Genomic DNA, 24,265 nt, shown 5'->3' on the forward strand with positions numbered 1-24,265 from the left:
CATGACGAACGGGACCGAAGGTCTCCCGGCGGCTCCACGGCCCGCCGTGCTCTCCTGGGTGCGGGTCCGGCTGCGCGCCGCTCCGGCCGCCGCCATCGCGATGGCCCTGCTCGTGCTGGTCACCGCCTTCCTCGCGGCCGCGCTGCCGCGCGCGGTGGACCGCTACGAGGTCAAGGCGCTGCGGGGCTCGCTCGCCGACGCCAAGCTGCGCGACCGCACCCTGAGCCTCAGCGACTCCTCGTCGGGTGCGGAGGGCGCGGGGGACACGTCGCGGTTCGCACCGGAGTGGCTCGCCGGCGTGGAGTCGGAGTTCCAGAAGCTCGTACAGCCGCCTCTGCGGCTGCAGCCGGGCCAGTCCGTGGTCGGGGTCAGGACCGGCAGCGACTCCGCGGCGCTGGATCCCGCGCTCCCCCGGCCGACCAAGGCGCTGAACCCGAAGGCCGACCTCGTCGCCCAGCAGGGTCTGGAGCGGCACTCCCGGCTGGTGGCCGGCAGCATGCCTCGCGGCCCCGCTCCCGCCGACGCGTCGGGCGGGACGGACCGGGTCGATGCGGCGATCACCGAGCAGACCGCCAAGGTGATGGGTCTGCGTCCGGGCTCCGCGATCCACCTCAGCACCCTGGGCAGGGCATTCACCGTCCAGGTGACCGGCATCGTCGCGCCCACCGATCCCGGCAGCGCGTACTGGAACGAGGAGCAGGACGTCCTCACCCCCCAGTTGACGTCCCCTCCCCCGAAACCCGGCGAGTACCCCACGTTCTACTGGCACTTCACCGTGCTGATCGCACCGGAGGCGGCGCCCGCGCTGCTCAGCCTGGGCAAGGGCGCGTCCTTCTACTGGCACCACCCGGTCGACACCGGCGGCCTCACCGCCCAGGACGTGGCCCCGCTCCAGTCGGAGCTGGCCTCGCTCGACAGCGGCCCGGCCGGTGCCGCCCTGCAGGACGGCACCGGGAGTTACCTCCACACCACGACCGGGCTCGGCCGGCTGCTCACCTCCTACGAACGCGACCGGACGGCGGCGCTGCCGCTGGTCCTGGTCGCCGCGATCGGTGTCGGCGCCACCGCGTTCGCCGTCCTGCTCATGGCCGGCGGGCTCGCGGCCGAGCGGCGGCGCGGCGAACTCGCCCTGCTGCGCTCGCGCGGCGGCTCCCTGCGCGGCATGGTCGGCCGGCTGCTCGGTGAGACGACGGCGGCCGCCGTGCCGGCCGCGCTCGCCGGAATCGCGCTCGCCCTCGTCCTGCTGCCGACCGACCGGTACCTGCTGTCCGTGCTGCTGGGGTCCGCCGTGGCCGTGACGGCCTCGCTCGCGCTGCCGCTGCGGGCCGTCGCCGCCCACGGCCGGCCGCGCCCGGCCGCCCGCGAGGACGTGGCCGCCGCCCGGCCCTCCCGGCGCCGCACGGTGGCCGAGCTCACGGTCACCGTCCTGGTCATCGGCGCGGTGGCCGCCCTGCGGAGGCGGGGCACCGTCAGCGGCGCCGACCCGTTCCTGGCGGCCGCCCCCGTCCTCGTCGCCATCGCCGCCGCCCTGATCCTGCTGCGCCTGTACCCGCTGCCCCTGCGGCTGCTGGCCCGGCCCGCGGCCCGGCTGACCGGCGCCGTCACCCATCTCGGCCTGGCCCGGGCCGGCCGCTCCCCGGCCAGCGCCCAACTGCCGCTGCTCGCCCTGCTGATGTCGCTGACCGTGGCCTCGTTCGGCGGATCGGTGCTCGCCGGGGTCGCGGACGGCCGGGACGTGGCGGCCCGCGCGGCCATCGGCGCCGACGCCAGGATCGACGCCAACTTCGTCCTGCCCGAGAAGCTCGCGGCGACCGTCCGGCAGGTGCCCGGCGTCGCCGGGACCCTCGGCGTCCGCATCGAGCCCAGCGCCTCCACCACCGGCTTCGGGATGCCGTACAGCCTGGTCAGCGTCGACCCGGTCGCGTACGCCGCGCTGACCCGTTCCATCGGCCTCCCCGACTTCCCCGCCGACGCCCTCCTGCACGACGACGGCACCGGCCCCATGCCGGCCGTGGTCTCCCGGAACGTCGCCGCGAAGCTCGCGGGCGGAACCGTCCCCGTGGAGCCCGCCATCGGAACGACCGACATCAGGGCCGCGGCGGTGCTGGACCTCACCCCGGCGGCACCCAACGCCGACTTCGTGATCGTCTCGTCCGCGCAACTCGCCAAGCGCCACCCGGACATGAACTACAGCCAGTACACCGGTCCCACCGTGCTGATGGTCACCGCGGACGGTCCGATCGACGGCAAGGCGCTGCGCGCCGCCACCGCCAGGACCGGCTCCAACATGTTCGTGGCCCTGCTCAGTGAGCAGCGCGGTGTGCTCGCCGACTCGGCCCTGCAGACCGGGGCGCGGGGCATCTATCTCGCCGCGGTCGCGGGCGGCGCCGGCTACAGCGCGCTCGCGCTGCTGCTGTCCCTGCTCCAGGCCGCACCCCAACGCACCGCCCTGCTCGCCCGGCTGCGGACGATGGGCATGGGGCGGCGCGACGGGCGACGGCTGGTGTTCCTGGAAATGCTGCCGCAGGCGCTGCTGGCGGCGATCGGCGGCGTGCTCGTCGGCCTCGCGGTGATCCCGCTGCTCGGGCCCGGCGTGGACATCACCGCGCTGGCGTTCGGCAGCGACCCCGGCACGACCGCACCGGCCGGCCTCGGGCTGCGCGTCGACCCGCTCTCGCTGGCGCTGCCGTCGTTCGGACTGCTGGCACTGGCCTGCGTGGTGCTGCTGGCACAGGTCTGGGTGACCGGACGGCGCCGAGAGAGTACGGACCTGAGAGTAGGAGACCGCTCATGACCCACACCACCGAGAGCGGCGCCGGCGGCGCCACGACCACCCTGGCCGACCTGGAACAGCGGGCGGCCGCCCGCCGCGAGCGGCCCGCCTACGGTCAGGACGCGCTCATCAGCTGCGACCGGCTGGTACGGATCTTCACGGCCGACGGCGTCGAGGTCCAGGCGCTGCAGGGCCTGGACCTGCTCGTCGCCAAGGGCGAGCTGATGGCCCTGGTCGGCGCCTCGGGCAGCGGCAAGTCCACCCTGCTGAACATCCTCGCCGGCCTCGACGTCCCGACCGCCGGCGCGGCCTCGGTCGGCGGCTACGACCTGCTCGACATGGACGCCAAGTCCCGGCTGCGCTACCGCCGCGAGGTCGTCGGCTTCGTCTGGCAGCAGACCGCCCGCAACCTGCTGCCCTATCTGACGGCAGCTCAGAACGTCGTGCTGCCGATGCAGTTGTCAGGGCGCGACGGGTTCCGCGCCAAGCGGCTGCACGCCGCCCGCGCCACGGAGCTGCTCACCATGCTCGGCGTCGGCTACTGCCACGACCGGCACCCCGGGCAGATGTCCGGCGGCGAGCAGCAGCGCACGGCCATCGCCGTGGCACTCGCCAACTCCCCGTCCCTGGTACTGGCCGACGAGCCCACCGGCGAACTGGACTCCGCCACCGGAGAGCAGGTCTTCGCCGCGTTCAGGACCGCCAACGAGGAGCTCGGCACCACCGTCGTCGTCGTCACCCACGACCACGCCGTCGCCGACGCCGTACGCCGCACGGTCGCGATCCGGGACGGCCGGACGGCGTCCGAGGTGCTGCGCCACACCGAGATCGACGAACACGGCCAGGAGTCGGTCGTCGCCCGCGAGTACGCCACCGTGGACCGCGCCGGACGGCTGCAGCTCCCCCGCGACTACACCGCGGCGCTCTCCATCGAGAACCGGGTCCTGCTGGAACTGGAATCCGACCACATCGGCGTCTGGCCGGACCGTCCGGCGCCGCCGGAGCAGGACTGATCCGGCGGCTTGCGGACGTGACGGCGGGATGTCACGGGTAAGCGTGACGGTCAGGTGGGCGTGACGGTCAGGCGGGCGTGACGGTCAGGCCGGAGCCGAGGGCGGTGCGCCGTACGGCGACCGAGCCGTAGGGCGTACGCAGCCGCAGCCAGGCCCCCGCCGTCAGCAGCGTGAACGGCTCGTCGCGGCCACCCCGCAGGAAGCCCAGGGCTTGCGCCGCGTGCACGGCGCGCATCGGCAGCACCGTGTCCCCGACCGGCCGGGACCAGACCTCCTCGGCGAGCGCGTCGAGCTCGGCCCGCGTCCGCCGTTCCGGCACCAGCACTTCGGTGCGCGAGCGGAACTCCCCCACCAGCCGCTCCGCGGCGGCCCGTACGTCCTCGGGCGCGAACTCCGCGATCCGCTGCCAGCCGCCGCGCGGCGGCAGCAGCCCGGCCCATGCGGGGCCGGTGACGGACGGCGGGACGACGACGGAGTCGCCGCTGTCGCCGGCTTCGGCAGCGTCCCCGGAGTGCTCCTGGATGCCTTCCAGCAGCTGCCCCGCCGAGACCGTGGCATCGAGGTCGAAAACATGGCGGAGCGAGGCCGTGCGGATGGCGAGCACGCCGCCGAAGGGCGGCTGGCCGAACACGGCGAGCACCCCCTCCGTGGAGCGCAGACGCACCACGGCGGCCTTGTCCCAGCGGACCAGCCGGCCCAGGAAGGCGGCGAGACCCGCCGCCTCCCCGGCGCCGGCGAGAAGCAGCCGCGTCATGCGGCGACGGCCTCTTCTGCCACGGCTTCCGCCGTCGACGGCGGTTCGTCGCGGTACGCCTCGAGGAAGGACCGTTCCTCCGCGCTGATCCGCCGCGGCCGCGCTTCCGCGAGGTTGTACGGGACCACGACCGTGGAGGCCCGTACATACACGGTCTCCTCGTCCTTGATCTCGTACGCGACGGTCATCGAGGCCGCACCTATCTTCGTCACCCACGACTCGATGGTCACCGGCGCGTGCCGGTGGACCAGCGGTCGCAGATAGTCGATCTCGTGCCGGGCCACGACGGACCCGCCCGTGAACGACGTGCTGCCCTCACCGGGTGCCAGCCGGAACATGAAGTCGATCCGCGCCTCTTCCAGGTACCGCAGGAAGACCACGTTGTTGACGTGCCCGAAGGCATCCATGTCCGACCAGCGCAGCGGGCAGCTGTAGATATGCCGGGCCATCAGCCGCGGGTCAGCTTCTTGTAGGTGGCGCGGTGCGGGCGAGCCGCGTCGGCGCCGAGCCGCTCGACCTTGTTCTTCTCGTACGACTCGAAGTTGCCCTCGAACCAGTACCACTTGGACTCACCCTCGTACGCGAGGATGTGGGTCGCGACCCGGTCCAGGAACCAGCGGTCGTGGGAGATGACCACGGCCGCGCCCGGGAACTCGAGCAGGGCGTTCTCCAGCGAGGACAGGGTCTCGACGTCGAGGTCGTTGGTGGGCTCGTCGAGGAGCAGCAGGTTGCCGCCCTCCTTGAGCGTGAGCGCCAGGTTCAGCCGGTTGCGCTCACCACCCGAGAGGACGCCGGCGGGCTTCTGCTGGTCCGGCCCCTTGAAGCCGAAGGCGGAGACGTAGGCCCGCGACGGCATCTCGACCTGGCCGACGTTGATGTAGTCCAGCTCGTCCGACACGACCGCCCAGAGGGTCTTCTTCGGGTCGATGTTGGCGCGGCTCTGGTCGACGTAGCTGATCTTGACCGTGTCGCCGATCTTGACCGAGCCCGAGTCCGCGGGCTCGAGGCCCTGGATCATCTTGAACAGCGTGGTCTTGCCGGCACCGTTGGGGCCGATGATGCCGACGATGCCGTTGCGCGGCAGGGTGAAGGAGAGGTCGTCGACCAGGACCTTGTCGCCGAACGCCTTCGAGAGGTTGTTGACCTCGACGACGATGGAGCCCAGTCGCGGGCCCGGCGGGATCTGGATCTCCTCGAAGTCCAGCTTCCGCACCTTGTCGGCCTCGGCCGCCATCTCCTCGTAACGGGCCAGGCGCGCCTTGGACTTGACCTGACGGCCCTTGGCGTTGGAGCGGACCCACTCCAGCTCTTCCTTGAGGCGCTTGGCGCGCTTCTCGTCCTTGCGGCCCTCGACCTTGAGGCGGGTGGCCTTCTTCTCCAGGTACGTGGAGTAGTTGCCCTCGTAGGGGATCGCGCGGCCGCGGTCGAGTTCGAGGATCCACTCGGCGACGTTGTTCAGGAAGTACCGGTCGTGAGTGACCGCGACGACGGCGCCCGCGTACTTCGAGAGGTGCTGCTCCAACCAGTTCACCGACTCGGCGTCGAGGTGGTTGGTGGGCTCGTCGAGGAGGAGCAGGTCCGGGGCCTCGATCAGCAGCTTGCAGAGCGCGACACGGCGCTTCTCGCCACCGGAGAGGGTGGTGACGGGCCACTCGCCGGGCGGGCAGCCCAGCGCGTCCATGGCCTGCTCCAGCTGCGCGTCGAGGTCCCAGGCGTTGGCGTGGTCCAGGTCCTCCTGGAGCTTGCCCATCTCGTCCAGCAGCGCGTCCGAGTAATCGGTCGCCATGAGCTCGGCGACCTCGTTGAAGCGCTTGAGCTTGCCCATGATCTCTGCGGCGCCGTCCTGGACGTTCTCCAGGACCGTCTTGGACTCGTCGAGCTTCGGCTCCTGCATGAGGATGCCGACGGTGAAACCGGGCGACAGGAACGCGTCACCGTTGGAGGGCTGCTCCAGGCCGGCCATGATCTTCAGCACCGTGGACTTACCGGCACCGTTGGGACCCACCACACCGATCTTCGCGCCGGGCAGGAAGCTCAGCGTCACGTCGTCAAGGATCACCTTGTCGCCGTGTGCCTTGCGCGTCTTGCGCATCGTGTAGATGTACTCAGCCAAGAGAAACCGTCCGGCAATCGATGTGTGGGCAGATACACCCCATCTTGCCGTACGTCCACCCTGACGGGCGAACGAGTAGGTCAGAGGGCCCCGCCTGCGCCTTCTCCGCCGGCCCCGGGAACGAGCCGGGGGCGGGACTCCAAGAGTCCCGCCCCCGTTACTTCAGGTACTTCAGGTACTTCAGCCTGCGGTACTGCCCGCTGCTACTGGCCTGCGGGAGTTCCGGCCGACTTCTTCCGGCGGAGGAAGAAGACCGCGCCGCCACCGACCGCGACGAGCGCGACGGCGATGCCCGCGATCATCGGGGTGGCGCTGCTGCCACCCGTCTGAGCGAGGTCACCGCCGGTGGTGCCGGTGGTGGAACCGGCCGAGGCCGGGCTGGGCTGGGTGGTGGGGGTGCTCGGCGCCGGGGTGGGCGTACCGGTCGTCTTGCAGTCCAGAACACCCTTGAACGTCTTGGTGAAGCCGTTCGGGCCGGAGATCGTGATCTCGTACTTCTGGTCTTCCTTCACCGGGACGGTGATGGTCTTCGACTTGCCGGCCTCGATGGAGAACTTCTTGCCCGCGAGCTCGAAGGTGAAGGCCTCGTCGCCCTTGTTGCTGGCGGTGACGTCGACGCCGTTCTTGGCGCAGTCGACCGTGGCGGAGACCGCCGGGATCGGGCCCTTCTTGGCCCAGGTGCCCGTGGCCGTGGCCGTGGCGGTGGTGGCGCTGGAGCCCGCCAGGATCTGGACCTGGCTCTTGCTGTCGACGCCCGTGAACGCGCGGCCGACCGGAACCTGGGTGACGGCCGTGGCCGTCACCGACGTGGTGCCGTCGGCGGCACCCGCCGGGATGGAGAAGAAGAGCTGGTCACCGTTGCTCGCGGTGGTGACGGCCTTGCCCGACTTGTTGACGATCTTCACGCCGGCCGGGACGTCCAGGGCGGGCTGGATCTGCACGGGCGTGGTGGAGGTGGTGTGCACCGTCACCGGGCCGAGCTTGTCGCCGGACTTGCCGGAGACGGCGGGCGGGTCGAGCGTCAGCGTCGCCTTGGGCTCGGGAGTGTCCGTCGCCGTCTTGCCCAGGTACTCGGCGAGCTTCTTGGCGGCCGGGTCGTTCGCCTCGACATCAGCCTTGTCCGAGAAGCGCCAGATGGCGACCTGGGTACCGGCCGCGGCGGTCTTCTCGGTGAGCGGGCCGGACTTGGCGGCCTGGGCCAGCGCGTCGAGGTCGGCCACCTGCGGGTAGGAGTGCTGCAGGATCCAGTTGATCTTGCCCGCGTCAGGGTTGTTGTGCAGCGAAGAGGAGTCCCACGGGACCTCCTGGTACTTCGCGTGCTTCTGCGTCGGGTTGTGGATGTCGATGCAGTACGTCTGGATGGTGCCGCCGCCGACGTCCATGGTGAACAGGCCGGCGTTGATGGCCTTGTCCTTGCCACCCTCGTGGATGACGACGCCGTCCGACTTGTCGGCCTGCAGACCGCCCAGTACCGCGGTGGCACCGCCGTCCGCGAAAGCGGCTCCCGCGCCGGATATCGCACCGGCTGCGAGCAGACCCGTGGCCAGGCCCGCGGCGGCGAGGCGGGCAGCGCTTCGCCTCTGAATCTTGAACATGGAACTCCCCTTCGGGCGAAGCCGGGTCGTGAGGGTGGCCTCGCCTGCGGCTCCGAGAGCATCCGGGCCCCCGCAGTACCGAAGGAATCCTAGGAACCACAGGTATCGCGGCCACCAACAATCCCCTCCCATAACCGATTCGAATCGCAATCGTTATGTGATTAAGGGATGGTCATGAGAATGTCGATAAGTCACCGATGTCACTCGCCCGTATAAAGCCGCACAAACGGGCCTCTCAGGACATCTCGACCGGTCGGGGCGAAAGGAGTTCCGGCCGGACCACCGACACCCGGCGGAACGCCGCCGTCCCCCGGGACAAATCGTGTCCGATCGCCACCGCGTCGATGTCCGCGGCGGCATACCACCGTCCGTCGTGCTCCTCCTCGCGGACCCGCAACCGGCCCCGCACCACCAACGGCTCGCCGACCTGGACGGACGTCCGCACATTGGCCGCCAGCGTCCGCCACGCGCGCACCATGAAGAAGCTCGTACTGCCCTCGCTCCACGCCCGCCGCTCCGCGACCCAGCGACGCGCTGTCGTCTCCAGCCGGAACCGGATGACCGGCACCCCCGTCGCGGTCTCCCGGAATTCTGGCTGCGTCACGACATTCCCCACCACCGTCACCGACGTCTCATTCATCCGCCCGCTCTCCCCCCGCCGCCGAATTTCCCGCTCCCGAATGCCCTGGGAACATCGTGCACGAGCCGGACGGAGCGTGGAAAAACCGGAGCGAATCTGTGGATTACCGGCCGGTTGTGGATATCTCCGTCACTCCTGGGAGTGAAATCCGGCCCGGGATACCGGCCCCGGACGCCGGGCAGGTCCAGGGGCACCGCGCCTCAGCGCCCGACCCCCTCCCCCGGGCCCGCCCCCAAGCCCCGGGCCCGGCTCCCGTCCTCAACCCCCGGCCACCACCGCGTACTGCTCCCGCACCTCGCGATAGCGCAGCAGTTCCGCCGCCACCGGCTCCAGCACCCGCGCCCGGCCGCAGTCCGCCGCGGCGGCCCGCAGCCGGCGCTCGGCCGCCTGCCCGTACCGGCGGGCCGGCCCGCGCGCGGCGATACGGCAGGCCCAGGCGAGCGCCCGGCCGCCGAGGGCGCCGACCGCGAGCAGGACGACCGGCAGCCACCACGAAGCGTCGAGCGAACCGACGGCGATCGCGACCAGGCACACCACCCCGGCCACCGCGAGGCTCATCAGCAGCCACTGGGCCGCACCCACCGCCGACCACCAGGCGGGCCGTTCCGGCTCCCCCGGCTCCGCGCGGCCCGCCGCCTTGTCCAGCGCCGCCGGCAGTCCCTCGCCGCCACGCCGCGCCGCGTCCCGCACCGCCTGCGCCCAGGGGACGGGCAGCCCCTGGGCCGCGTCGTCCGCGAGCGCCCGCACCGCCTCGTCCACCGCGGGACGGGACGCGGCGAGCCCGGCCGGCCCACGGGCCACCCGGTCCGCCCCGCCCTGGCGATCGGTGGTCAACCGCCCCCACGGGGTGCCGCAGGCCGCCTCCGCGGCGCGCGCCCAGTCACGTTCCGCGGCCTCACCGGCGCCCGCGACACCGACCGCGTCGGCCAACCGGTCGACGAAGTCCTCGCGCGCGGGATCCGTCAGGCCCACCGCACCCTCGCCCACGTACAGCGACTGCAAGCGGCCGGCGGTGCGGTCCACGTCGGCCGCCAACCGCCGGTTCGCCGCCCCCCGTTCGGCCACGATCTGCCCGAGGCAGGCCCGCAGATCGGGTACGCCGACCCCGCTGAGCGCCGAGACCGCGAGCACCACCGCGCCGGCGTCGCCGTGCTCGCCGACGGCGAGGCCGTCCTCGTCCAGCAGCCGCCGCAGATCGTCGAGTACCTGGTCGGCGGCGTCGCCGGGCAGCCGGTCCACCTGGTTCAGCACCAGCAGTGTGACGTCCGCGTGGCCGGCCAGCGGCCGCAGATAGCGCTCGTGCAGCGCGGCGTCCGCGTACTTCTCCGGGTCCAGCACCCACACCACCACGTCCACCAGCTGCAGCAGCCGGTCCACCTGGTCGCGGTGGCCGTGCGCGGCCGAGTCGTGGTCCGGCATGTCCAGCAGCACGAGCCCGGCCAGCCGCTCGTCCGTCCCGGGAACGCGGTCGGCGCCGTCCAGCACACTCCGTCTGGCGTAACGATCCTGCGGGGCGATGCCGAGCCGGTCGAGCAGTCCGGCCGCGCCCTCGGGGTCCCAGGAGCAGGAGACGGGGGCGGCGGTGGTCGGCCGGCGGACGCCCGTCGCCGACAGTTCCAGTCCCGCGAGCGCGTTGAACAGCGTCGACTTGCCGCTCCCGGTGGCACCGGCCAGCGCGACGACCGTGTGGTCGAGCGACAGCCGCCGACGCTCCCCGAGCCGTTCCAACAGTGCTCCGGTCTCGGCGAGTTCGTCCGGGCTGACGCGCGTCCGGGACAGCCCCAGGAGCTCCCCGAGCGCGTCGACCCGGGCCGCGAGCGGATCGGGGAAGCGCGAGGCCCCGGAAGAGCCCCCGGAAGAACGGGCCCCGCTCCGTCCGGTGACACCCGTTCCGCTGGCGACGCCCGTTCCTCCGGCGACGCCTGATCCACCGCCGGCACCCATTCCTCTGGCGGAGCCAGTTCCGCTGGCGGCACCCGTGCCGGTTCCTGCCGTGGAAGCCACCGCGATCACCTTTCCTTCTGCAGTAGGGACAGTGCGGCGATCAGCGAGGACTGCTGCTGCGCGGTCACATCGAGGCCGTCCACGGGCGCCAGCCGCCGCTCGCACTCGCCGCGCAGCAGCCCTGCGACCCCGTCCTCCAGTTGCTCCCGCGCCCGGTCGCGCATCCGCAGCGCGGCCTGCGCGCCGACGGTCTCCGCGAGCCGTTCGCCGGCGGCGCTCCCGCGCCGGCCGCCGAGCAGGACGGTGGCCAGCAGCGCTGCCGCGTCCTCCGGGTCGGCGGGGGCGCGATCCGCGTCGCGGGCGGCCCGCACCTCGGCGTACGCGAGGTCGGTGAGGCCCTCGCGCCACCGCGCGACCCCGGCGTCGATCCGGTCCGCGGCGGCCGCCCGGTCCGGGCGCCCGTCCGGCTCCGCGAGCAGCGCGGCCCCCGCACGGTCCCGCTGCCATCCGGCGGCGATCCGCTCGTCGGCCGCGTCGACCTCGGAGCGCAGCAGCGTCGCGAGCCCCTCGGCGAGCGCCGACTGCAGCGACTCCCGCCCGCAGTGCGGGTACTCCAGCCAGCGCGCCAGGGCCTCGCCGGCCAACGGCACCCCGGCCGTCACAGCGCCGTCGATCCGTTCGGCGGCCTCCGCGTACGCGTCCTCCGCGCCACGGGCCAGCCGTACCGCCGCCGCGTGCTGGACGGCCGAGGCCGAGGCCAGGGCGGGCATCCTGGCGCGCATCGAGTCCAGGACGCCGACCACGGTGCGGTGTGCCGCCTGCTGACGGGCGGCCGGGTCCTCGGCGTTGTGCGCCAGCCACTGGCGCAGCGCCGCGACCGCGGTCTGCGGCAGCAGCCCGCCGCCGCCCGCCGATTCGGGCAGCTCCGGAACGGTGAAGCGCGGTACGTCCCCGAGCCCGGCCTTCGTCAGCAGCGCCGCGTAGTGCCGGGCGACGTCCCCCGCGATCTGGTGCGGCACCCGGTCCAGCACGGTGGCCAGCGTGACGTTGTACTCCTTGGCGGTGCGCAGCAGATGCCAGGGCAGCGCGTCGGCGTACCGCGACGCGGTCGTGACCAGGATCCAGATGTCCGCCGCGCAGATCAGCTCCGCGGCCAGCTCACGGTTGCGCGCGACCAGCGAGTCGATGTCCGGGGCGTCGAGCAGCGCGAGCCCCCTGGGCAGCGCGTCATCGATCTCCAGCCGCAGCAGTTCGCCCTCCGCGGCCCCGTCCTCGTCCTGCGTCCCGGGGCGCGCGGACCAGGCGCGTGCCAGGCCCGGCAGGATCCGCGGATCGGCGAACCAGGCCCGGTCCGCGGGGTGGCACACCAGCACCGGCGTCCGCGTCGTGGGACGCAGCACCCCCGCCTCGCTGACCCGCCGCCCCACCAGCGAGTTGACCAGCGTGGACTTCCCGGCCCCCGTCGATCCGCCGACCACCGCCAGCAGCGGCGCTTCGGGGGTCCGCAGCCGGGGCACCAGATAGTCGTCGAGCTGCGCGATCAGCTCCTGGCGGGTACGGCGGGCCCGCGCGGCTCCAGGAAGTGGGAACGGAAAGCGCGCGACGTCGACGCGGTCACGCAGCGCGGACAGCGCGTCTAGCAGATCGGGCCGTACGTCCAAGATCGCCACAGTGGCAGAATGCCCCATTTTGGCGCATTTTTGAAGCGTATACCGCCCAGTTCACGCCTTTTGGGCTTGCACGCACCCGATACGGCGGTAAGGGAGCCGGACGAGACCCGGGCATAACGAGTGCACAACGGCCGCCGACTGAGGCGGAAAAAGCGGTGCAGCATTCGTACCCGCCTGCGATTATCGGACCGCTTCACTGAACCTCCACAACGTGTCACGGAGGTGAAGCAACCGGTAGAAGGTCCACCGCGCCCTATCCTTGACCCCGGCCAGGTCACGGAACCACCCAGGGGCGGAGACAGCCGCGGCCACTGTCCGGCCCCCATAGCTCAGTGGATAGAGCAGGTGCCTTCTAAGCACTTGGCCGCAGGTTCGAGTCCTGCTGGGGGCACCACCGCTTCACCCGTACCGGGGAAACCTTTCCGCAGGTCGTGCCGGTACGGCGCCCTGTGTACGCACTGGGGGGCAGCGACTCACGTGAGTCGCTGCCCCCCCAGTGCGTACGGCGTCGCCGGCCCGTTCCCGGCGGGCGCACCTCATACGTGTCGACATTTCCGGTAGGAACGCGGCCGGCGTCCGTTCGGCATCCGTTCGGCACCCGTTCGGCCCAGTGGTCGGCGAAGGAGGGGCCGGTGGGGCTTTCGGGACGGGTGACCGGTTCGCCAGCCGGGTGGGCGAGCAGGGGGCGGCTCCGGATGCAGGCCGGGGCGGGCTCGCCTAGCGTCAATGCGGGGGCTTACCTGCGATGGACGGAGTTTCCGTGGCGACTGCACGCGACATCATGCACAAGGGTGTGGAAAGCATCTCCGAACACGAGACGCTGGACGTGGCTGCCAAGCGGATGCGGGATGCGGGCATCGGCGCGCTGGCCATCACCGATTCGGACGGCGGACTGCGGGGCGTGCTCACCGACCGGGACATCGTTCTGCGGTGTGTGGCCATCGGGCATGACCCGTCGGCCATACGGGCCGCCGAGCTGATGAACGGGAAGCCCGTGACGGCCATGGCCGGCGACACCACGGACAGCGTCGTGGCCGCGATGGCCGCCAAGCGCATCCGCCGGATTCCCGTGCTGGACGGCGACTCGCTCGTCGGCATGATCAGCGAAGCCGATATCGCCCGCAAGCTGGGCGCGGCCGAGGCCGGACGGCTGGCAGCGGCGATCCGCGCCGACTAGGGACCCCGCTGGCTGCCCCGGCTTCTAGCGGGCCGTGACCGTCAGCGTCACGTGCCTCCCCGGCGGGGTCGCCGGGAGCAGGATCCGCGCCTCGCCCGGGGCCTGCTGGACGAGGGCGCCGCGGGCGCCGGTGACGGACACCCTGGCGCCGCGCGGGAACGCGGTGGCGGGCAGCCGCAGTTCCGTCCAGGCGCGCCGCGAGACCGCGGTGGTGGTCAGGGCGAGGGTGTACGTGTGGGTGGCGGGGTCGTAGGACTCCGCGCCGGGCGTCCCGGCGATCGCCGGCGCATAGGCGGCGAACACCGGCTCCTTGCCGGGCGCGGGTCGGCCGTCGGCGTCGTAGGCGCAGTAGCCACCGCCTTCGGCGGCGTGGCAGTCGTACCACAGGGCCCAGCCCGTGGCGAAGCCGCGCATGGACGCCGTTTGGCGGCGTATCAGCTCGGCGTTGCCACTGCCGGTGGCCTTCGCGGGACCCCATTCGCCGACCAGGACCGGCATCCTGTGGGCGGCCGGGTAGGCGCGGATGACGGCTTCGTAGGCTTCGATGAACCCGTCGGCGGGATCCCAGTCGGCGCCGTTCTCCACGGCGGTGTCGTAGTAGTGCGGGGCGTAGCCGATGCGGTCGGAGCCGTGTCGTGGGTCGCTGAAGCCGGGCAGTTGAGTGGGGACGCCCTGGCCGATGAGGACCGTGGGCTCGACGAACAGCCAGGCGTCCTGGTCGGCCGTGCGGACGGCGGCGATCAGCCGCCGGTACAGGCCGGCGAGCCGGCCCCGTTCCATTGCGGCGGAGTTCTCGATCTGGGTGGCCGGGTCGGTGGGGTCGCCGGTGAAGGGGCCGAACGGCTCGTTGAACAGGTCGTAGCCCAGCAGGGACCGGTGGCCGCGCAGCGTCGCGGCGACCTTGGTGTACGCGGCGGCCTGGGCGGCCCGCAGGTCGGCGTCGTCGTAGAGGTGCCGGAAGGCCGCACCGACCGCCGGCTGGAAGTAGTTGGCGAACCAGTCGTCGCCGGGCAGCGGTTCGTAGGGGATGCCATCGGTGCGGGTGGCCCAGGCGGGGACGCCGTTGAAGCCGAAGGCCGGTCCGAAGACGTCCTGGTGCCAGTCGACGAGGACCAGGACGCCGTACCGGTCCGCCCAGTCCATGACCCGGCCGAGGTAGCGCAGATAGCCGGTGTCGTAGTGGCCGCGCCGCGGTTCGACCTTCTGCCACTGGATGTTAAGCCGTACAAGATTGAAGCCGCTCGCGGCCAGTTCGGCGATACCGGCCTCGGTGACGGTGTCGGTCTTGCCGAGGTTGAGGCCGTGCAACTGGAGGGCGCGGCCCTGACGGTCGGCGAGATAGGTCAGGCCGTCGGGGGTGGTGACGGTGCCGGCCGCCGCGCTCGCCGCCGCCCGGTGGGGAGCAGCGGCAACCGGGGCCGCCCGGTGGCTCTGGGCGGCACGGTGGCTCTGGCCGGTCTGAGCGGTGGCGGGGAGGCTTCCGGCGCCCAGGAGGGCGGCGCTGACGGCGAGTGCGGTAGCGGTACGGCGCAGGCGCATGGCCCACCTCTCAGGCTCGGGCTCCGTACGGATGGCTGCCGATACTGTCCGGTAGCAATCACAGGGGCAAGTGTTCGAACCGGACTTCTTCCCGGACTTGTTCCCGGATTCTTTCCGCACTCCTTCCGGGACTTCTTCCGGGACTTCTTCGTGGTCAGCCGATCGCCTCGGCGGGCCGGACCCGCAGCGCGAGCCGGGCCGGGAGGGCGGTGGCGAGCAGGGCGAGACCCGCCGCCAGGGCCACGGTCAGCAGGTATCCGGCAGGGTCGAGCCGCGGCGCCGCCGCTCCCGTCATGCCGAGGCTGAACGCGGTCAGGGTGGCCAGGGCTATCGCGGTGCCGAGCACCGCCCCGACGAGCACGACCGTCAACGCCTCCAGCCGCAGCATCCGCAGCACCTGCCGGCGGGTGGTGCCCACGAGCCGCAGCAGCGCGAACTCCCTGGACCGGTCGGCGGTGGACATCGCGAGGGTGTTGACGACCGCGATCGCGGTGAAGGCGAGCACCAGGCCCATCGCGAGGTAGTTGACCTCGGCGTTGGACTGCTGGACCTCGGCCTGGACCGCTCCCGCCTGAGCGTGGTCGAGGACGGTGACACCCGGGAAGTCCTTGACCGCCGCGCCGAGCGCCGCACGGTCCGCGCGACCGTCGGTGGCGACGAGGACGGCCGATGCGAGCGGATTGTCGACATGTCGTGCCACCAGGTCGTGGGGCATCGTCAGGTCGCCGAAGCCGAGGCCGCGGGCGTAGACGGCCGTCACCTTGAGAGCGACGGGAGTTCCGTCGCCGAGGGTGAGCCGTACGGTGCTGCCCGGCCGGACCCCCAGCCCGTCGGCGGCCACCTCGCTGAGCGCCATGTCGCCGTCGCCGAATCCCTGGAGCGTGCCCTGGGTGACGTCGGGATCCCAGGTCGTCGTCAGTCCGGCGGGGGTCACGCCCTGCGCCGTGTACTTCGAGAGGCCGACCCGGACGCTGGTCCGTACGACCTCGGTGACCGCGGTGACGCCGGGGACCTGGCGCACCGCCGCGGCGGCTTCGCCGGGCACACCGGGCGCGGCGGCGCCGAGCACCCACTGGGCGCGGTTGCCGGCCGAGGCCTGCTGCTGGGCGGCATGACCCATCGTCGTCTGCACGAAGATCACGGTGCAGGTCATCCCGACGAGCAGCGCGAGCGGGGTGACGGCCGCCGAGAGGCGCTTGGAGTTGGTACGGACGTTGGCGGCGGCGAGGTGGCCGCCGATACGGAAGGCGCGGAGCGGAACGGCCAGTACCGCGGCGGCGATCCGGGCCAGCAGCGGCCCGAGCAGGGAGACCGCGACGGCGAGGACCACCACGGTCAGGAAGGTGACCGGCGTGGACGCGGGTTCGGTACGCAGACCGCTGAGCACGACGAGCAGGACGATGCCGCCCGCGAGGAACAGCCCGCCGGCCAGCAGCCGGCCCCAGGGGGACGTGCGGGTCTCCATGGCGGCTTCGGAGAGCGCCTCGGCGGGCCGGATCCTGGCCGCCCTGCGGGCGGATATCCGGGCCGCGGACCAGCCGCCGAGCAGCGCGGCACCCACGGCCGCGAACATCGGGAAGGGGCTCCAGGCGATCCCCAGCGTGTCCGGCACGGCGCCGAAGCCGACGAACTCGGCGTGCAGCCAGTACGCGACCGGCAGGCCCGCGAGGGAGCCGAGAGCGCCCGCCGCGAGGCCCACCAGCAGCGCCTCCCTGCCGATCAGCTGGCGGATCTGCTTCGGGGTGGCGGCGATGGCGCGCAGCAGGGCTATCTCCCGGTAGCGCTGCTGGATGGTCAGCGTGAAGGTGCCGACGACCACGAGGACCGCAACGAGGAGTGAGGTGCCGCCGATCGCGCCACCCATGCTGACCAGTTTGATCCTGGCCATGGCCGCGTCGGGGAACTCCACCGGTCCGCGGTCGGCTCCGGTGTGCACCTGGGCCTTCGTGCCCCGCAGGGCGGCGGCGAGGTTCGTGGCGAGGGCTCCGGTGTCCGCGCCGGGTTCCGGCAGGACCCCGATCGCGGTGATCTGCCCGGGGTGACCGGCCAGCCGTCCGGCCTCGGCGGTGGTGAAGAACAGCGAGGTCTGCTGTCGCAGATCACCGTCCTGGGCAGCCGCGATGCCGGTGACGCGATAGCTGCGCGGGGCCCGGGTGGACTGGACGGTGACACTGCTGCCCGGCTTCAGGCCCAGCCACACGGCGAGTTCGCGATCGACGACGAGATCGCCGTCCGCCTGCGGGGCACGGCCCTCGGCGAGGGTGAAGGGCGTGAGTACGGCGGAGGTCCAGTCGTGGCCGAAGGACGGCTTTCCGCTCAGCGGACCGCTCCGGTCCGCGCCCGGGCCCACCGCGTAGGCGGGGAAGGTGACTTCGGGGACTGCGGCCCGCACTCCTGGCACCTGGCGGACGGTCCGCACGGTGGTGTCCGGCAGCCAGACCCGTTCGGCGAGCGGTTTGGCCTTGTTCTTGACCTTGGTCTTGCCCTTCTTCTCCTTGACGGTCGTCTGGTGCACGCTCTGGTCGGCTCCGACGACGATCGGTGCGGCCGCGTACCGCTCGGTCGCGATCTCGCCCCGGAGGCCGGTCTCCAGCAGCACCCCGCACGCGGTGACGAGCGCCGCGGCACAGAACAGGGCGAGAAAGGCTCCCGCGAAGCCGCCCTTGCGGGCCCGCAGGGTCTGCAGTGCGTAGTGCAGCATCAGGACCACGCCCCCAGGTGCGTCATGCGCTCGGCCACCCGGTCGGCGGTGGGCTCGTCGTCACGGCCCGCGATGCGTCCGTCGGTGAGGTAGAGCACGGTGTCGGCGTACGAAGCGGCGACGGGATCGTGGGGGACCATGACGACGGTCTGGCCGGTGTCGTCCACACAGCCGCGCAGGAGGCCGAGGATCTCCTTGGCGGTGACCGTGTCCAGGGCGCGCACCGCCCGGGGACCCCGGCCGTAGGTCTTGGTGACGGCCGCCAGTCGTACGGCCGGCGCGAGCGCGATGCGGTCGGTGTCCACGGCAAGCGCGTTCATGGCAAGCGTGTTCATGACGGATCCCCGTTCGTGGTGTCGTCGGCCGGTGCCGGGAAGGCGAGGAACCGGGTGAGCACGTTTCGCGCGCCCTCCGGCAGTGCGTCGTCGGCTCGCTTGTACCGGTTGACCAGGGCGATGTACTCCTCGAAGAACTCGCGCAGTTCGGGGAGGGTCACCTGGATGGAGCCCCGGGAGTACGGCTGGCCGTCCGCCCACCCGCCCTCGATCTCGCGCTGGGACCGCTCGAAGAGCACGAGGTCGGCGGCGAACGCGAGACGGTTCATCTCGTCGACGACCGGCCGCATCTCGTCGCTCTGCTCGGAGCGCTGCGGGAAGCGCAGGTCCGCGGGCGCGGCCCGCCACCAGCGTTCGCGCCCCCGTCCCGTCCCTTCGGCCTCCTCGACGAAGCCGTGCCGGTCCAGCTCCCGCAGGTGGTAGCTGGTGGCTCCGGTGTTCAGGTCCAGGGCGCGGGCGAGGGTCGCCGAGGTGGCCGGCCCGTGCAGCGCCAGATGTTCGAGGATCTGCTGGCGGCGTGGGTGCGCGAGCGCCTTGAGCGCCCCGAGATCGCCGATCTCCTTGATGCGTCGTTGCTTCGGCATGAGTACACAATGATTTGTGCACACTCACTTGTGCACTGGCGACGCCCCGCGAATCAGTACGGGGGTTAGCCCCACCCTGGTGCTGATCGTCACCTATCTGCCACGTTTGTCACTGTTACGCGGGTTCCGTGTCACAAACGATCAACAGGCCCATGCGGCTGTCAGTGCATGTCGTTCACAGGACAAGGGTTACTGATCAACAGCCACCCCACCGTAGGGAGGTGCGTGACATGACCGACCGAACCCTGTGGTCGTACGCAGAGATCGCCGCACATATCCGGGTCCAGGTCGATACCGTGCGCTCGTATCGCAAGCACGGGCACCTGCCCGCTCCGGACGTCGTGGAGAGCGGCAAACCCTTCTGGTATGCCGACACCATTCGAGCTTGGAGTGCCCGGCGGCCCGGCAACCGGGGCCGCCGGGATCCCGACTGACACCCGTACCCGGGCCGCCGGGACTCCGACCGCCACCCACAACGACCGGATCCTGACCGGCGAACGACTACCGGACCGGCTCGGGGTCCCGCTCATGATCACGCTGCGGGGCACGAGCCGCCTCCGGCGCCACTCCCCCGCCGCCCTCGCTTATGCCGAACCGGTCGTGGAACCGGCGCAGCGCGGGCGGCGCCCACCACGTGGCCTTACCGGTCAGCCGCATGACGGCCGGGACGAGCAGGGTGCGGACCACCATGGCGTCCATCAGGACGGCCAGGGCGATACCGAGGCCGAGCATCTTGGTGTTGGCCACCCGTGAGGTACCGATGGCCACCATGACGACCGCGAGGATCACCGCGGCCGCGGTGATGAGTCCGCCAGTACGCCGCACGCCGAAGACGATCGCTCCCTCATGGTCACCGCTGCGGTCGTACTCCTCCTTGATACGCGACAGCAGGAAGACCCCGTAGTCCATGGACAGGCCGAAGGCCAGGCAGAACATCAACACCGGGAGGGTGGTCTCGATGCTGCCGGTCGCGGTGAACCCCAGCAGCCCGGACAGATGTCCGTCCTGGAACACCCAGACCACCGCCCCGAACATCGCGGTCAGGCTCAGCGCGTTGAGCAGCACCGCCTGGAGCGGTATCACCACGCTCCCGGTCAGCAGGAACACCAGAAGGAGGGTCACGACGGCGATCATTCCGACCGCCCAGGGCAAGCGGTCGGCGATGGCCTTCTGCGCATCGACCAGAACGGCGGCCTGGCCGGTGGCCGAGGTCCTGAACGGGGCGTCCACCGCTCGGATCTCGCCCACCAGGTCCTGGGTGGCCACGTCCACGGCCTCGGTCCGGGGCAGCACGGTGAGGTACGCCGGGCCGCCGGAAGGGGCGGCGTAGGGACCGTCGACCGTGACGACTCCGGGCAGCGCGGCCAGCTTCGCCTTGTACCCGGCGAGCGCGTCCTGACCGGGGCTTCCCTCGGCGAGCACCGTGATGCCGCCGCCCGGAGTGCCGGGGAACGCGTCGCGTAGGTGCTGCTGGACGGCGTGCGACTCGGCGCCGGCCGGGAGCTGCCGATCGTCGGCCGTGCCGAACTGGATCTGCAGGAAGGGCAGTCCGAGCAGTAGCAGGCCCGCGGTGGCACCTATGGCGAAGAGCGGAGCACGCCGCATCACCAGCCGGGCGAGCGCCGCGTATCCGGCTCCGGGCTCGCGCGGCTCCGCGGCGGAGACCCGACGCCGCCACAGCCTGCGCAGATCCAGTGCGTTGACCCGGTGCCCGAGCAGCACCAGTGCGGCGGGCAGCACGATCAGTGCGGCACCGGCCGCCAGCAGCACCACCGCGATACCGGCGTAGGCGAAGGAGCGCAGGAAGTACTGCGGGAAGACCAGCATCGCCGCGAGCGCGGCGGCGACCGTGAGCGCCGAGAACAGCACCGTACGGCCGGCGGTACGCAGCGTCGCACCCACCGCCCCCAAAGGGTCGTCCCGGTCCGCCAGTTCCTCGCGGAAGCGGCGCACGATGAACAGCGCGTAGTCGATCCCCAGTCCCAGCCCGAGCACCGTGGTCAGGCTCTGGGCGAAGAGGGAGACATCGGTGAAGGACGTGATGAGGCGCAGCACCGCGTTGGTCCCCAGGATCGCGATGATGCCCACGCCGAGGGGCAGCAGGGCGGCCACCGCGCTGCCGAAGACCATCACCAGCAGCACGAGCGTGACCGGCAGCGCGATCATCTCGGCGCGCAGCAGGTCCTCCTCGATGGTGCTCTGCAGCTCGTGCCGGACCGCGGCCACTCCGCCGATCCGCACGTCCACCGCCCCCTGAACGCCCCGGTAGGCGGGCGCTATGCGCTCGACGGCGGCGCCCACCGCATCGTCGCCGCCCACGATCCGGGCCGCGATCATGGCTTCACCACGGTCCTTGGCCCGCAGCTCGGGGGCTCCGGTGGCCCAGTACGAGGTGACACCGGCGATGGAGGGGTCGGCTGCCAGTCTGCGGGCCAGGTCGCGTCCGGCGGCGGCCACCTGCGGGCTGTCGACGCCCGCTCCACGGCTGTCCACCAGCAGGACGAGATTGGGTTGCGAGGCGGGGAAGTGCTCCTCCAGCGCCTTGGTCGCGTAGGACGACTCCGAGTCAGGAGCCTCCCACCCGCCGCCGCTCAGCCGGTCCGCCACACCGCTGCCGGCGACCACGGCGAGGGCGGTGAAGAGCAGCGCGAGCAGCAGCGTCAGCCTGGGCCGGGCGGTGACCGCCCGGGTCCAGCCCCCGACGGCGTGCTCGCGGTTGACATCGGGCATCACTGAGGTGTCCCCTCCCCGTAGAACGAGCATAGAATGAAAAACACGAGCAGCCACTCGCGTTTTCAAGAATGCGAGCGACCACTCGTGTTTGTCAATCATGATTGGGGCCTACACGTGTCCGAGGTGGAGGAGAAGCCGCGCCGTCGCCAGGCGCGCGGCGAGCGCAGGGTGACGCAGCTGCTGGAAGCGGCCGCGAGCGTGTTCTGCACGTCCGGCTACCGGGCGGCGAGCACGAACGCCATCGCGCGCGAGGCAGGCGTCTCCCCGGGCACGCTCTACCAGTTCTTCCCCAACAAGGAAGCCATCGCGGTCGAACTCGGCGGCCGGCTCATCCAGCAGATGCAGCAGGCCCACGGCCTGGTCTTCACTCCGGAGAACGCCGCGCTGCCGCTCTCCGAGATGATCGACCGGATCGTCGACCCGTTCATCGACTTCAACTGCGCCAACCCGGCCTTCCTCGCCCTGATCAAGGGACCCGACACGCCGGGCAAGGTCACCGACGAGCACGATCAGCTGCACGCCTCGCTGCTGGAACGCGTCGACCGGCTGATCGAGCTGCGCGCGCCGCTGCTCTCGGCCGCGGACCGCGCCCGCATCGCCGAGATCGCGTTCGCCATGTTCAAGACGGGGCTGGAGCTCGTCGTCGCGCAGGAGGGCGCGGAACAGGACGCGTACATCAACGAGTTGAAGGGCCTGCTCTACCGCTATCTGGCCCCGTACGTCGGCACCGAGTCCCGCCCACCGCTCGGCCACCACTGAGCCGTAACGGGCACGGAAGCAGGGGCGGCCGGCTCCAGCGCGGCTAGAGGCCCCGCCCGGCGGACTCGCAGAAATCCTTGTCCAGGACGCTCTCCGGTCTGGCGGCCGAAGCCGGAACGAGCGCCGGGGCCGGGGTGGCCGGGAAACCGGCCGGAAGGGCCGCGGGAACGGCCATCGGCACCTGGCGGCGCTCCCGGGTCCTGGAGGCCCACTGGGCCAGCACTCCCACGGCCGCCACCAGCAGGGAGACGCCGAGGCCGAGACCGACGGCGTACAGGGAGTTGGAGGCCGCGCGGCCGCTGAAGTAGCCGACGCCGACGGAGTACGTGGCCCACACCGCCTCGGCCACCCCCGCTCCGGCCAGGTACCGGCGTGCCGGATAGCGGACCACGCCCGCGGCGAGTCCGCCGATCAGGCGTCCGCTCGGGAGGAAGCGCACCGCGATGACGAAGGGCACCCCATGCCGCTGTATGCGCAGCACGGCCCATCGCAAGAGGGCGGCCTGGCGCGGCCTGCGGTGGATACGGGATACGACGCGGCCGCTCACCGCCCGGCCGGTGCGGTGGATCAGCATGTCCCCGGCCAGCGCGCTCAGCGCGACGACCACGAGGACGAGAGTGAGGTCCAGCCGGCCCTGGGCGGCCAGTACTCCGCCGGTGACGAGCAGCACCGCGTTGGGCACGAGCGGCGGCAGCGTGGTGGCGGCCAGCAGCGCGTACGCCCACACAACGTTTCCACCCCGCAGGTGCTCGACGAGACCGGCGGTGAAGTCGAGTGACGACACGAAGTGTCCAACGTCCATGAGGCTGCCCCTCTTCCCTCCCGTATCCCCAAGCTGGCAGGGGCGACTGGAGCGCTGCAAGAGAGTTTCGTCCCGATGGGGGGATTCCCAGGGGATTGCCAGGAACAGGTCATCCTCAGGGACCGGTCCGGGTCCACCTGTGGTCGCAGACCCGGGGATCGGGCGGGCCCGGAGTACCGCGGGGCACCGTTCGGGCCCTGCCCACCGGCCATGCGCGTTCTACCGGCCGAGCAGCTCGCCACCGTTGCACTGCAGGATCTCGCCCGTGATGAAGGCCGCCTCGGGCGAGGCGAGGAACACCACGGCGGCCGCCACATCGGCGGGCCTGCCGACCCGGCCGACGAGGGTACGGCCGGCCCGGCGCGTCAGCTCCGCGTCATCGAGCCGGGCGCCGAAGAACTCGGTGCCGGCGACGGTCCCCGGGGCGACGATGTTGCAGGTGACGCCCTGCGGGCCCAGCTGGGCCGCCAGCGAGTGGTTCCAGGCGTGCAGGGCGGCCTTGGAGGCGCCGTACGAGCCGCCGCCGCGCAACGCCGCGACCGAGGTCACGGTGATCACCCGGCCGCCGTCCGTGGTGAGCCGGTCGCGCAGTGACTCGGTCAGCAGCACCGCGGTGAGCACATTGCGTTCGAAGTCCCCGCGCCAGCGGGCCCGCACTCCGTGCGGCCCCGGCCCGGTCGCCGGCTCCCGGCTGCCGGCGTTGTTCACGAGCACGTCGACCCGGTCCGGAAGCCGGGTGAGCGCCGTCTCCACCTCGTCGGGATCGGCGAGGTCGCAGTCGACAGGGGTGACGTCGAGACCGTGCTCGCCGCGCAGCTCCTCGGCGGTGGCCCGGAGCACGTCCCGGCGGCGCCCGACGATCGTGACCCGGTCCCCCGACCCGGCGAGCCGGGTCGCGATGGCACGGCCGATGCCCGTACCGCCGCCGGTCACCACGATGTTCCGGCCCACTGCCTCGTTCTGTGCCATGCGCTCCGCCCCTCGAGAAGTGACAGCACGCTACGGGATGGACCGTTTCGGTCTGCGAGTGGGGCGGGCGTCCGGAAAGAGACGTAGATCACACCGAATGGAACGTAACCATTACCGCCACTCGTGGGTCTATGGAGGGGAACACCACGCTCCCGGGGAGCGTT

The 24,265-nt window shown here is 71.9% G+C and carries 18 protein-coding genes, 1 tRNA gene and 1 pseudogene; 6 read left to right on the plus strand and 14 right to left on the minus strand.

Features of this window, described 5'->3' with window-relative positions:
* Position 1: 1 nt before the first annotated feature.
* Together LNW72_RS15465 and LNW72_RS15470 are read left to right on the plus strand one after the other, a co-directional pair.
* Positions 2 to 2,794: an FtsX-like permease family protein gene (locus LNW72_RS15465; RefSeq protein ID WP_250975951.1), complete on the plus strand. Its 2,793-nt coding sequence runs from the start codon at positions 2 to 4 to the stop codon at positions 2,792 to 2,794.
* Entirely contained in the window at positions 2,791 to 3,786 is a 996-nt protein-coding gene (locus LNW72_RS15470; RefSeq protein WP_250975952.1) for an ABC transporter ATP-binding protein, read from the plus strand. Before LNW72_RS15465 ends, LNW72_RS15470 begins: the two co-directional genes overlap by 4 nt.
* A gap of 67 nt (positions 3,787 to 3,853) precedes the next feature.
* On the opposite strand, the gene LNW72_RS15475 is transcribed toward LNW72_RS15470, so the two are convergent.
* The 7 genes from LNW72_RS15475 to LNW72_RS15505 form a co-directional block, all read right to left on the minus strand.
* The gene (locus LNW72_RS15475; RefSeq protein WP_250975953.1) at positions 3,854 to 4,540 is read right to left on the minus strand and encodes a hypothetical protein; all 687 of its coding nucleotides are present in this window, start codon (positions 4,538 to 4,540) and stop codon (positions 3,854 to 3,856) included.
* Positions 4,537 to 4,989, minus strand: a complete 453-nt coding sequence (locus LNW72_RS15480) for a thioesterase family protein (protein ID WP_250975954.1) — start codon at positions 4,987 to 4,989, stop codon at positions 4,537 to 4,539. The genes LNW72_RS15475 and LNW72_RS15480 overlap by 4 nt, the downstream gene beginning before the upstream one ends.
* Positions 4,989 to 6,653 carry an energy-dependent translational throttle protein EttA gene (gene ettA / locus LNW72_RS15485; protein ID WP_250975955.1) on the minus strand — a complete coding sequence of 555 codons (1,665 nt, stop codon included), beginning with the start codon at positions 6,651 to 6,653 and terminating at the stop codon, positions 4,989 to 4,991. Before ettA ends, LNW72_RS15480 begins: the two co-directional genes overlap by 1 nt.
* A gap of 203 nt (positions 6,654 to 6,856) precedes the next feature.
* The gene (locus LNW72_RS15490) at positions 6,857 to 8,248 is read right to left on the minus strand and encodes an LAETG motif-containing sortase-dependent surface protein (protein WP_250975956.1); all 1,392 of its coding nucleotides are present in this window, start codon (positions 8,246 to 8,248) and stop codon (positions 6,857 to 6,859) included.
* A 235-nt stretch (positions 8,249 to 8,483) separates the two neighbouring features.
* Complete coding sequence (locus LNW72_RS15495; protein ID WP_250975957.1) at positions 8,484 to 8,888, minus strand: single-stranded DNA-binding protein; 405 nt, start codon at positions 8,886 to 8,888, stop codon at positions 8,484 to 8,486.
* Positions 8,889 to 9,146: 258 nt separating this feature from the next.
* Complete coding sequence (locus LNW72_RS15500; RefSeq protein ID WP_250975958.1) at positions 9,147 to 10,892, minus strand: GTPase; 1,746 nt, start codon at positions 10,890 to 10,892, stop codon at positions 9,147 to 9,149.
* Positions 10,893 to 10,897: 5 nt separating this feature from the next.
* On the minus strand, positions 10,898 to 12,493 hold the full coding sequence (locus LNW72_RS15505; RefSeq protein ID WP_250980169.1) for a dynamin family protein: 1,596 nt from the start codon (positions 12,491 to 12,493) through the stop codon (positions 10,898 to 10,900).
* Between the two features lie 327 nt (positions 12,494 to 12,820).
* On the opposite strand from LNW72_RS15505, the gene LNW72_RS15510 reads away from it, so the two are divergent.
* Both LNW72_RS15510 and LNW72_RS15515 read left to right on the plus strand, forming a co-directional pair.
* Positions 12,821 to 12,896: transfer RNA gene (locus LNW72_RS15510), tRNA-Arg, on the plus strand.
* Between the two features lie 366 nt (positions 12,897 to 13,262).
* A complete protein-coding gene (locus LNW72_RS15515; RefSeq protein ID WP_250975959.1) occupies positions 13,263 to 13,679 on the plus strand; it encodes a CBS domain-containing protein in 417 nt (138 codons plus the stop codon).
* 24 nt (positions 13,680 to 13,703) lie between these two features.
* On the opposite strand, the gene LNW72_RS15520 is transcribed toward LNW72_RS15515, so the two are convergent.
* The 4 genes and pseudogenes from LNW72_RS15520 to LNW72_RS15535 all read right to left on the minus strand — a co-directional run bounded on the left by LNW72_RS15520 (position 13,704) and on the right by LNW72_RS15535 (position 18,838).
* Positions 13,704 to 15,218 carry a cellulase family glycosylhydrolase gene (locus LNW72_RS15520; protein ID WP_250975960.1) on the minus strand — a complete coding sequence of 505 codons (1,515 nt, stop codon included), beginning with the start codon at positions 15,216 to 15,218 and terminating at the stop codon, positions 13,704 to 13,706.
* A gap of 154 nt (positions 15,219 to 15,372) precedes the next feature.
* Positions 15,373 to 17,919 carry an FtsX family ABC transporter permease gene (locus LNW72_RS15525; RefSeq protein WP_250975961.1) on the minus strand — a complete coding sequence of 849 codons (2,547 nt, stop codon included), beginning with the start codon at positions 17,917 to 17,919 and terminating at the stop codon, positions 15,373 to 15,375.
* Positions 17,919 to 18,140 (minus strand): annotated as a pseudogene (locus LNW72_RS15530) (ABC transporter ATP-binding protein); the annotation flags it as partial. The pseudogene LNW72_RS15530 and the gene LNW72_RS15525, both read right to left, overlap by 1 nt.
* A 110-nt stretch (positions 18,141 to 18,250) precedes the next feature.
* Positions 18,251 to 18,838 carry a helix-turn-helix domain-containing protein gene (locus LNW72_RS15535; RefSeq protein WP_250975962.1) on the minus strand — a complete coding sequence of 196 codons (588 nt, stop codon included), beginning with the start codon at positions 18,836 to 18,838 and terminating at the stop codon, positions 18,251 to 18,253.
* Positions 18,839 to 19,068: 230 nt separating this feature from the next.
* Here LNW72_RS15535 and LNW72_RS15540 point away from each other — a divergent pair, with 230 nt between their 5' ends.
* Positions 19,069 to 19,272 carry an AlpA family transcriptional regulator gene (locus tag LNW72_RS15540; RefSeq protein WP_138355080.1) on the plus strand — a complete coding sequence of 68 codons (204 nt, stop codon included), beginning with the start codon at positions 19,069 to 19,071 and terminating at the stop codon, positions 19,270 to 19,272.
* Between the two features lie 67 nt (positions 19,273 to 19,339).
* On the opposite strand, the gene LNW72_RS15545 is transcribed toward LNW72_RS15540, so the two are convergent.
* Positions 19,340 to 21,568 (minus strand): MMPL family transporter, encoded by a 2,229-nt coding sequence (locus tag LNW72_RS15545; protein WP_250975963.1) that lies wholly within the window; start codon positions 21,566 to 21,568, stop codon positions 19,340 to 19,342.
* A 117-nt stretch (positions 21,569 to 21,685) separates the two neighbouring features.
* Here LNW72_RS15545 and LNW72_RS15550 point away from each other — a divergent pair, with 117 nt between their 5' ends.
* A complete protein-coding gene (locus LNW72_RS15550; protein ID WP_250975964.1) occupies positions 21,686 to 22,330 on the plus strand; it encodes a TetR/AcrR family transcriptional regulator in 645 nt (214 codons plus the stop codon).
* Positions 22,331 to 22,373: 43 nt separating this feature from the next.
* Here the strand turns inward: LNW72_RS15550 and LNW72_RS15555 are convergent, their stop codons facing one another.
* Positions 22,374 to 23,132 (minus strand): VTT domain-containing protein, encoded by a 759-nt coding sequence (locus tag LNW72_RS15555; protein ID WP_250975965.1) that lies wholly within the window; start codon positions 23,130 to 23,132, stop codon positions 22,374 to 22,376.
* 219 nt (positions 23,133 to 23,351) lie between these two features.
* Entirely contained in the window at positions 23,352 to 24,101 is a 750-nt protein-coding gene (locus LNW72_RS15560; RefSeq protein ID WP_250975966.1) for an SDR family oxidoreductase, read from the minus strand.
* Between the last annotated feature and the right edge of the window lie 164 nt (positions 24,102 to 24,265).

Origin of the sequence: Streptomyces sp. RKAG293 (assembly GCF_023701745.1) — a bacterium.
In the GTDB taxonomy this organism is placed as follows: domain Bacteria; phylum Actinomycetota; class Actinomycetes; order Streptomycetales; family Streptomycetaceae; genus Actinacidiphila.

What these genes read in the sequence shown, in the direction of transcription:
- LNW72_RS15465 (WP_250975951.1), top strand. Translation starts at nt 2, where the DNA reads ATGACGAACGGGACCGAAGGTCTCCCGGCGGCTCCACGGCCCGCCGTG.
- LNW72_RS15470 (WP_250975952.1), top strand. Translation starts at nt 2,791, where the DNA reads ATGACCCACACCACCGAGAGCGGCGCCGGCGGCGCCACGACCACCCTG.
- LNW72_RS15475 (WP_250975953.1), bottom strand. Translation starts at nt 4,540, where the DNA reads ATGACGCGGCTGCTTCTCGCCGGCGCCGGGGAGGCGGCGGGTCTCGCC.
- LNW72_RS15480 (WP_250975954.1), bottom strand. Translation starts at nt 4,989, where the DNA reads ATGGCCCGGCATATCTACAGCTGCCCGCTGCGCTGGTCGGACATGGAT.
- LNW72_RS15490 (WP_250975956.1), bottom strand. Translation starts at nt 8,248, where the DNA reads ATGTTCAAGATTCAGAGGCGAAGCGCTGCCCGCCTCGCCGCCGCGGGC.
- LNW72_RS15495 (WP_250975957.1), bottom strand. Translation starts at nt 8,888, where the DNA reads ATGAATGAGACGTCGGTGACGGTGGTGGGGAATGTCGTGACGCAGCCA.
- LNW72_RS15520 (WP_250975960.1), bottom strand. Translation starts at nt 15,218, where the DNA reads ATGCGCCTGCGCCGTACCGCTACCGCACTCGCCGTCAGCGCCGCCCTC.
- LNW72_RS15525 (WP_250975961.1), bottom strand. Translation starts at nt 17,919, where the DNA reads ATGCTGCACTACGCACTGCAGACCCTGCGGGCCCGCAAGGGCGGCTTC.
- LNW72_RS15535 (WP_250975962.1), bottom strand. Translation starts at nt 18,838, where the DNA reads ATGCCGAAGCAACGACGCATCAAGGAGATCGGCGATCTCGGGGCGCTC.
- LNW72_RS15540 (WP_138355080.1), top strand. Translation starts at nt 19,069, where the DNA reads ATGACCGACCGAACCCTGTGGTCGTACGCAGAGATCGCCGCACATATC.
- LNW72_RS15545 (WP_250975963.1), bottom strand. Translation starts at nt 21,568, where the DNA reads ATGCCCGATGTCAACCGCGAGCACGCCGTCGGGGGCTGGACCCGGGCG.
- LNW72_RS15555 (WP_250975965.1), bottom strand. Translation starts at nt 23,132, where the DNA reads ATGGACGTTGGACACTTCGTGTCGTCACTCGACTTCACCGCCGGTCTC.
- LNW72_RS15560 (WP_250975966.1), bottom strand. Translation starts at nt 24,101, where the DNA reads ATGGCACAGAACGAGGCAGTGGGCCGGAACATCGTGGTGACCGGCGGC.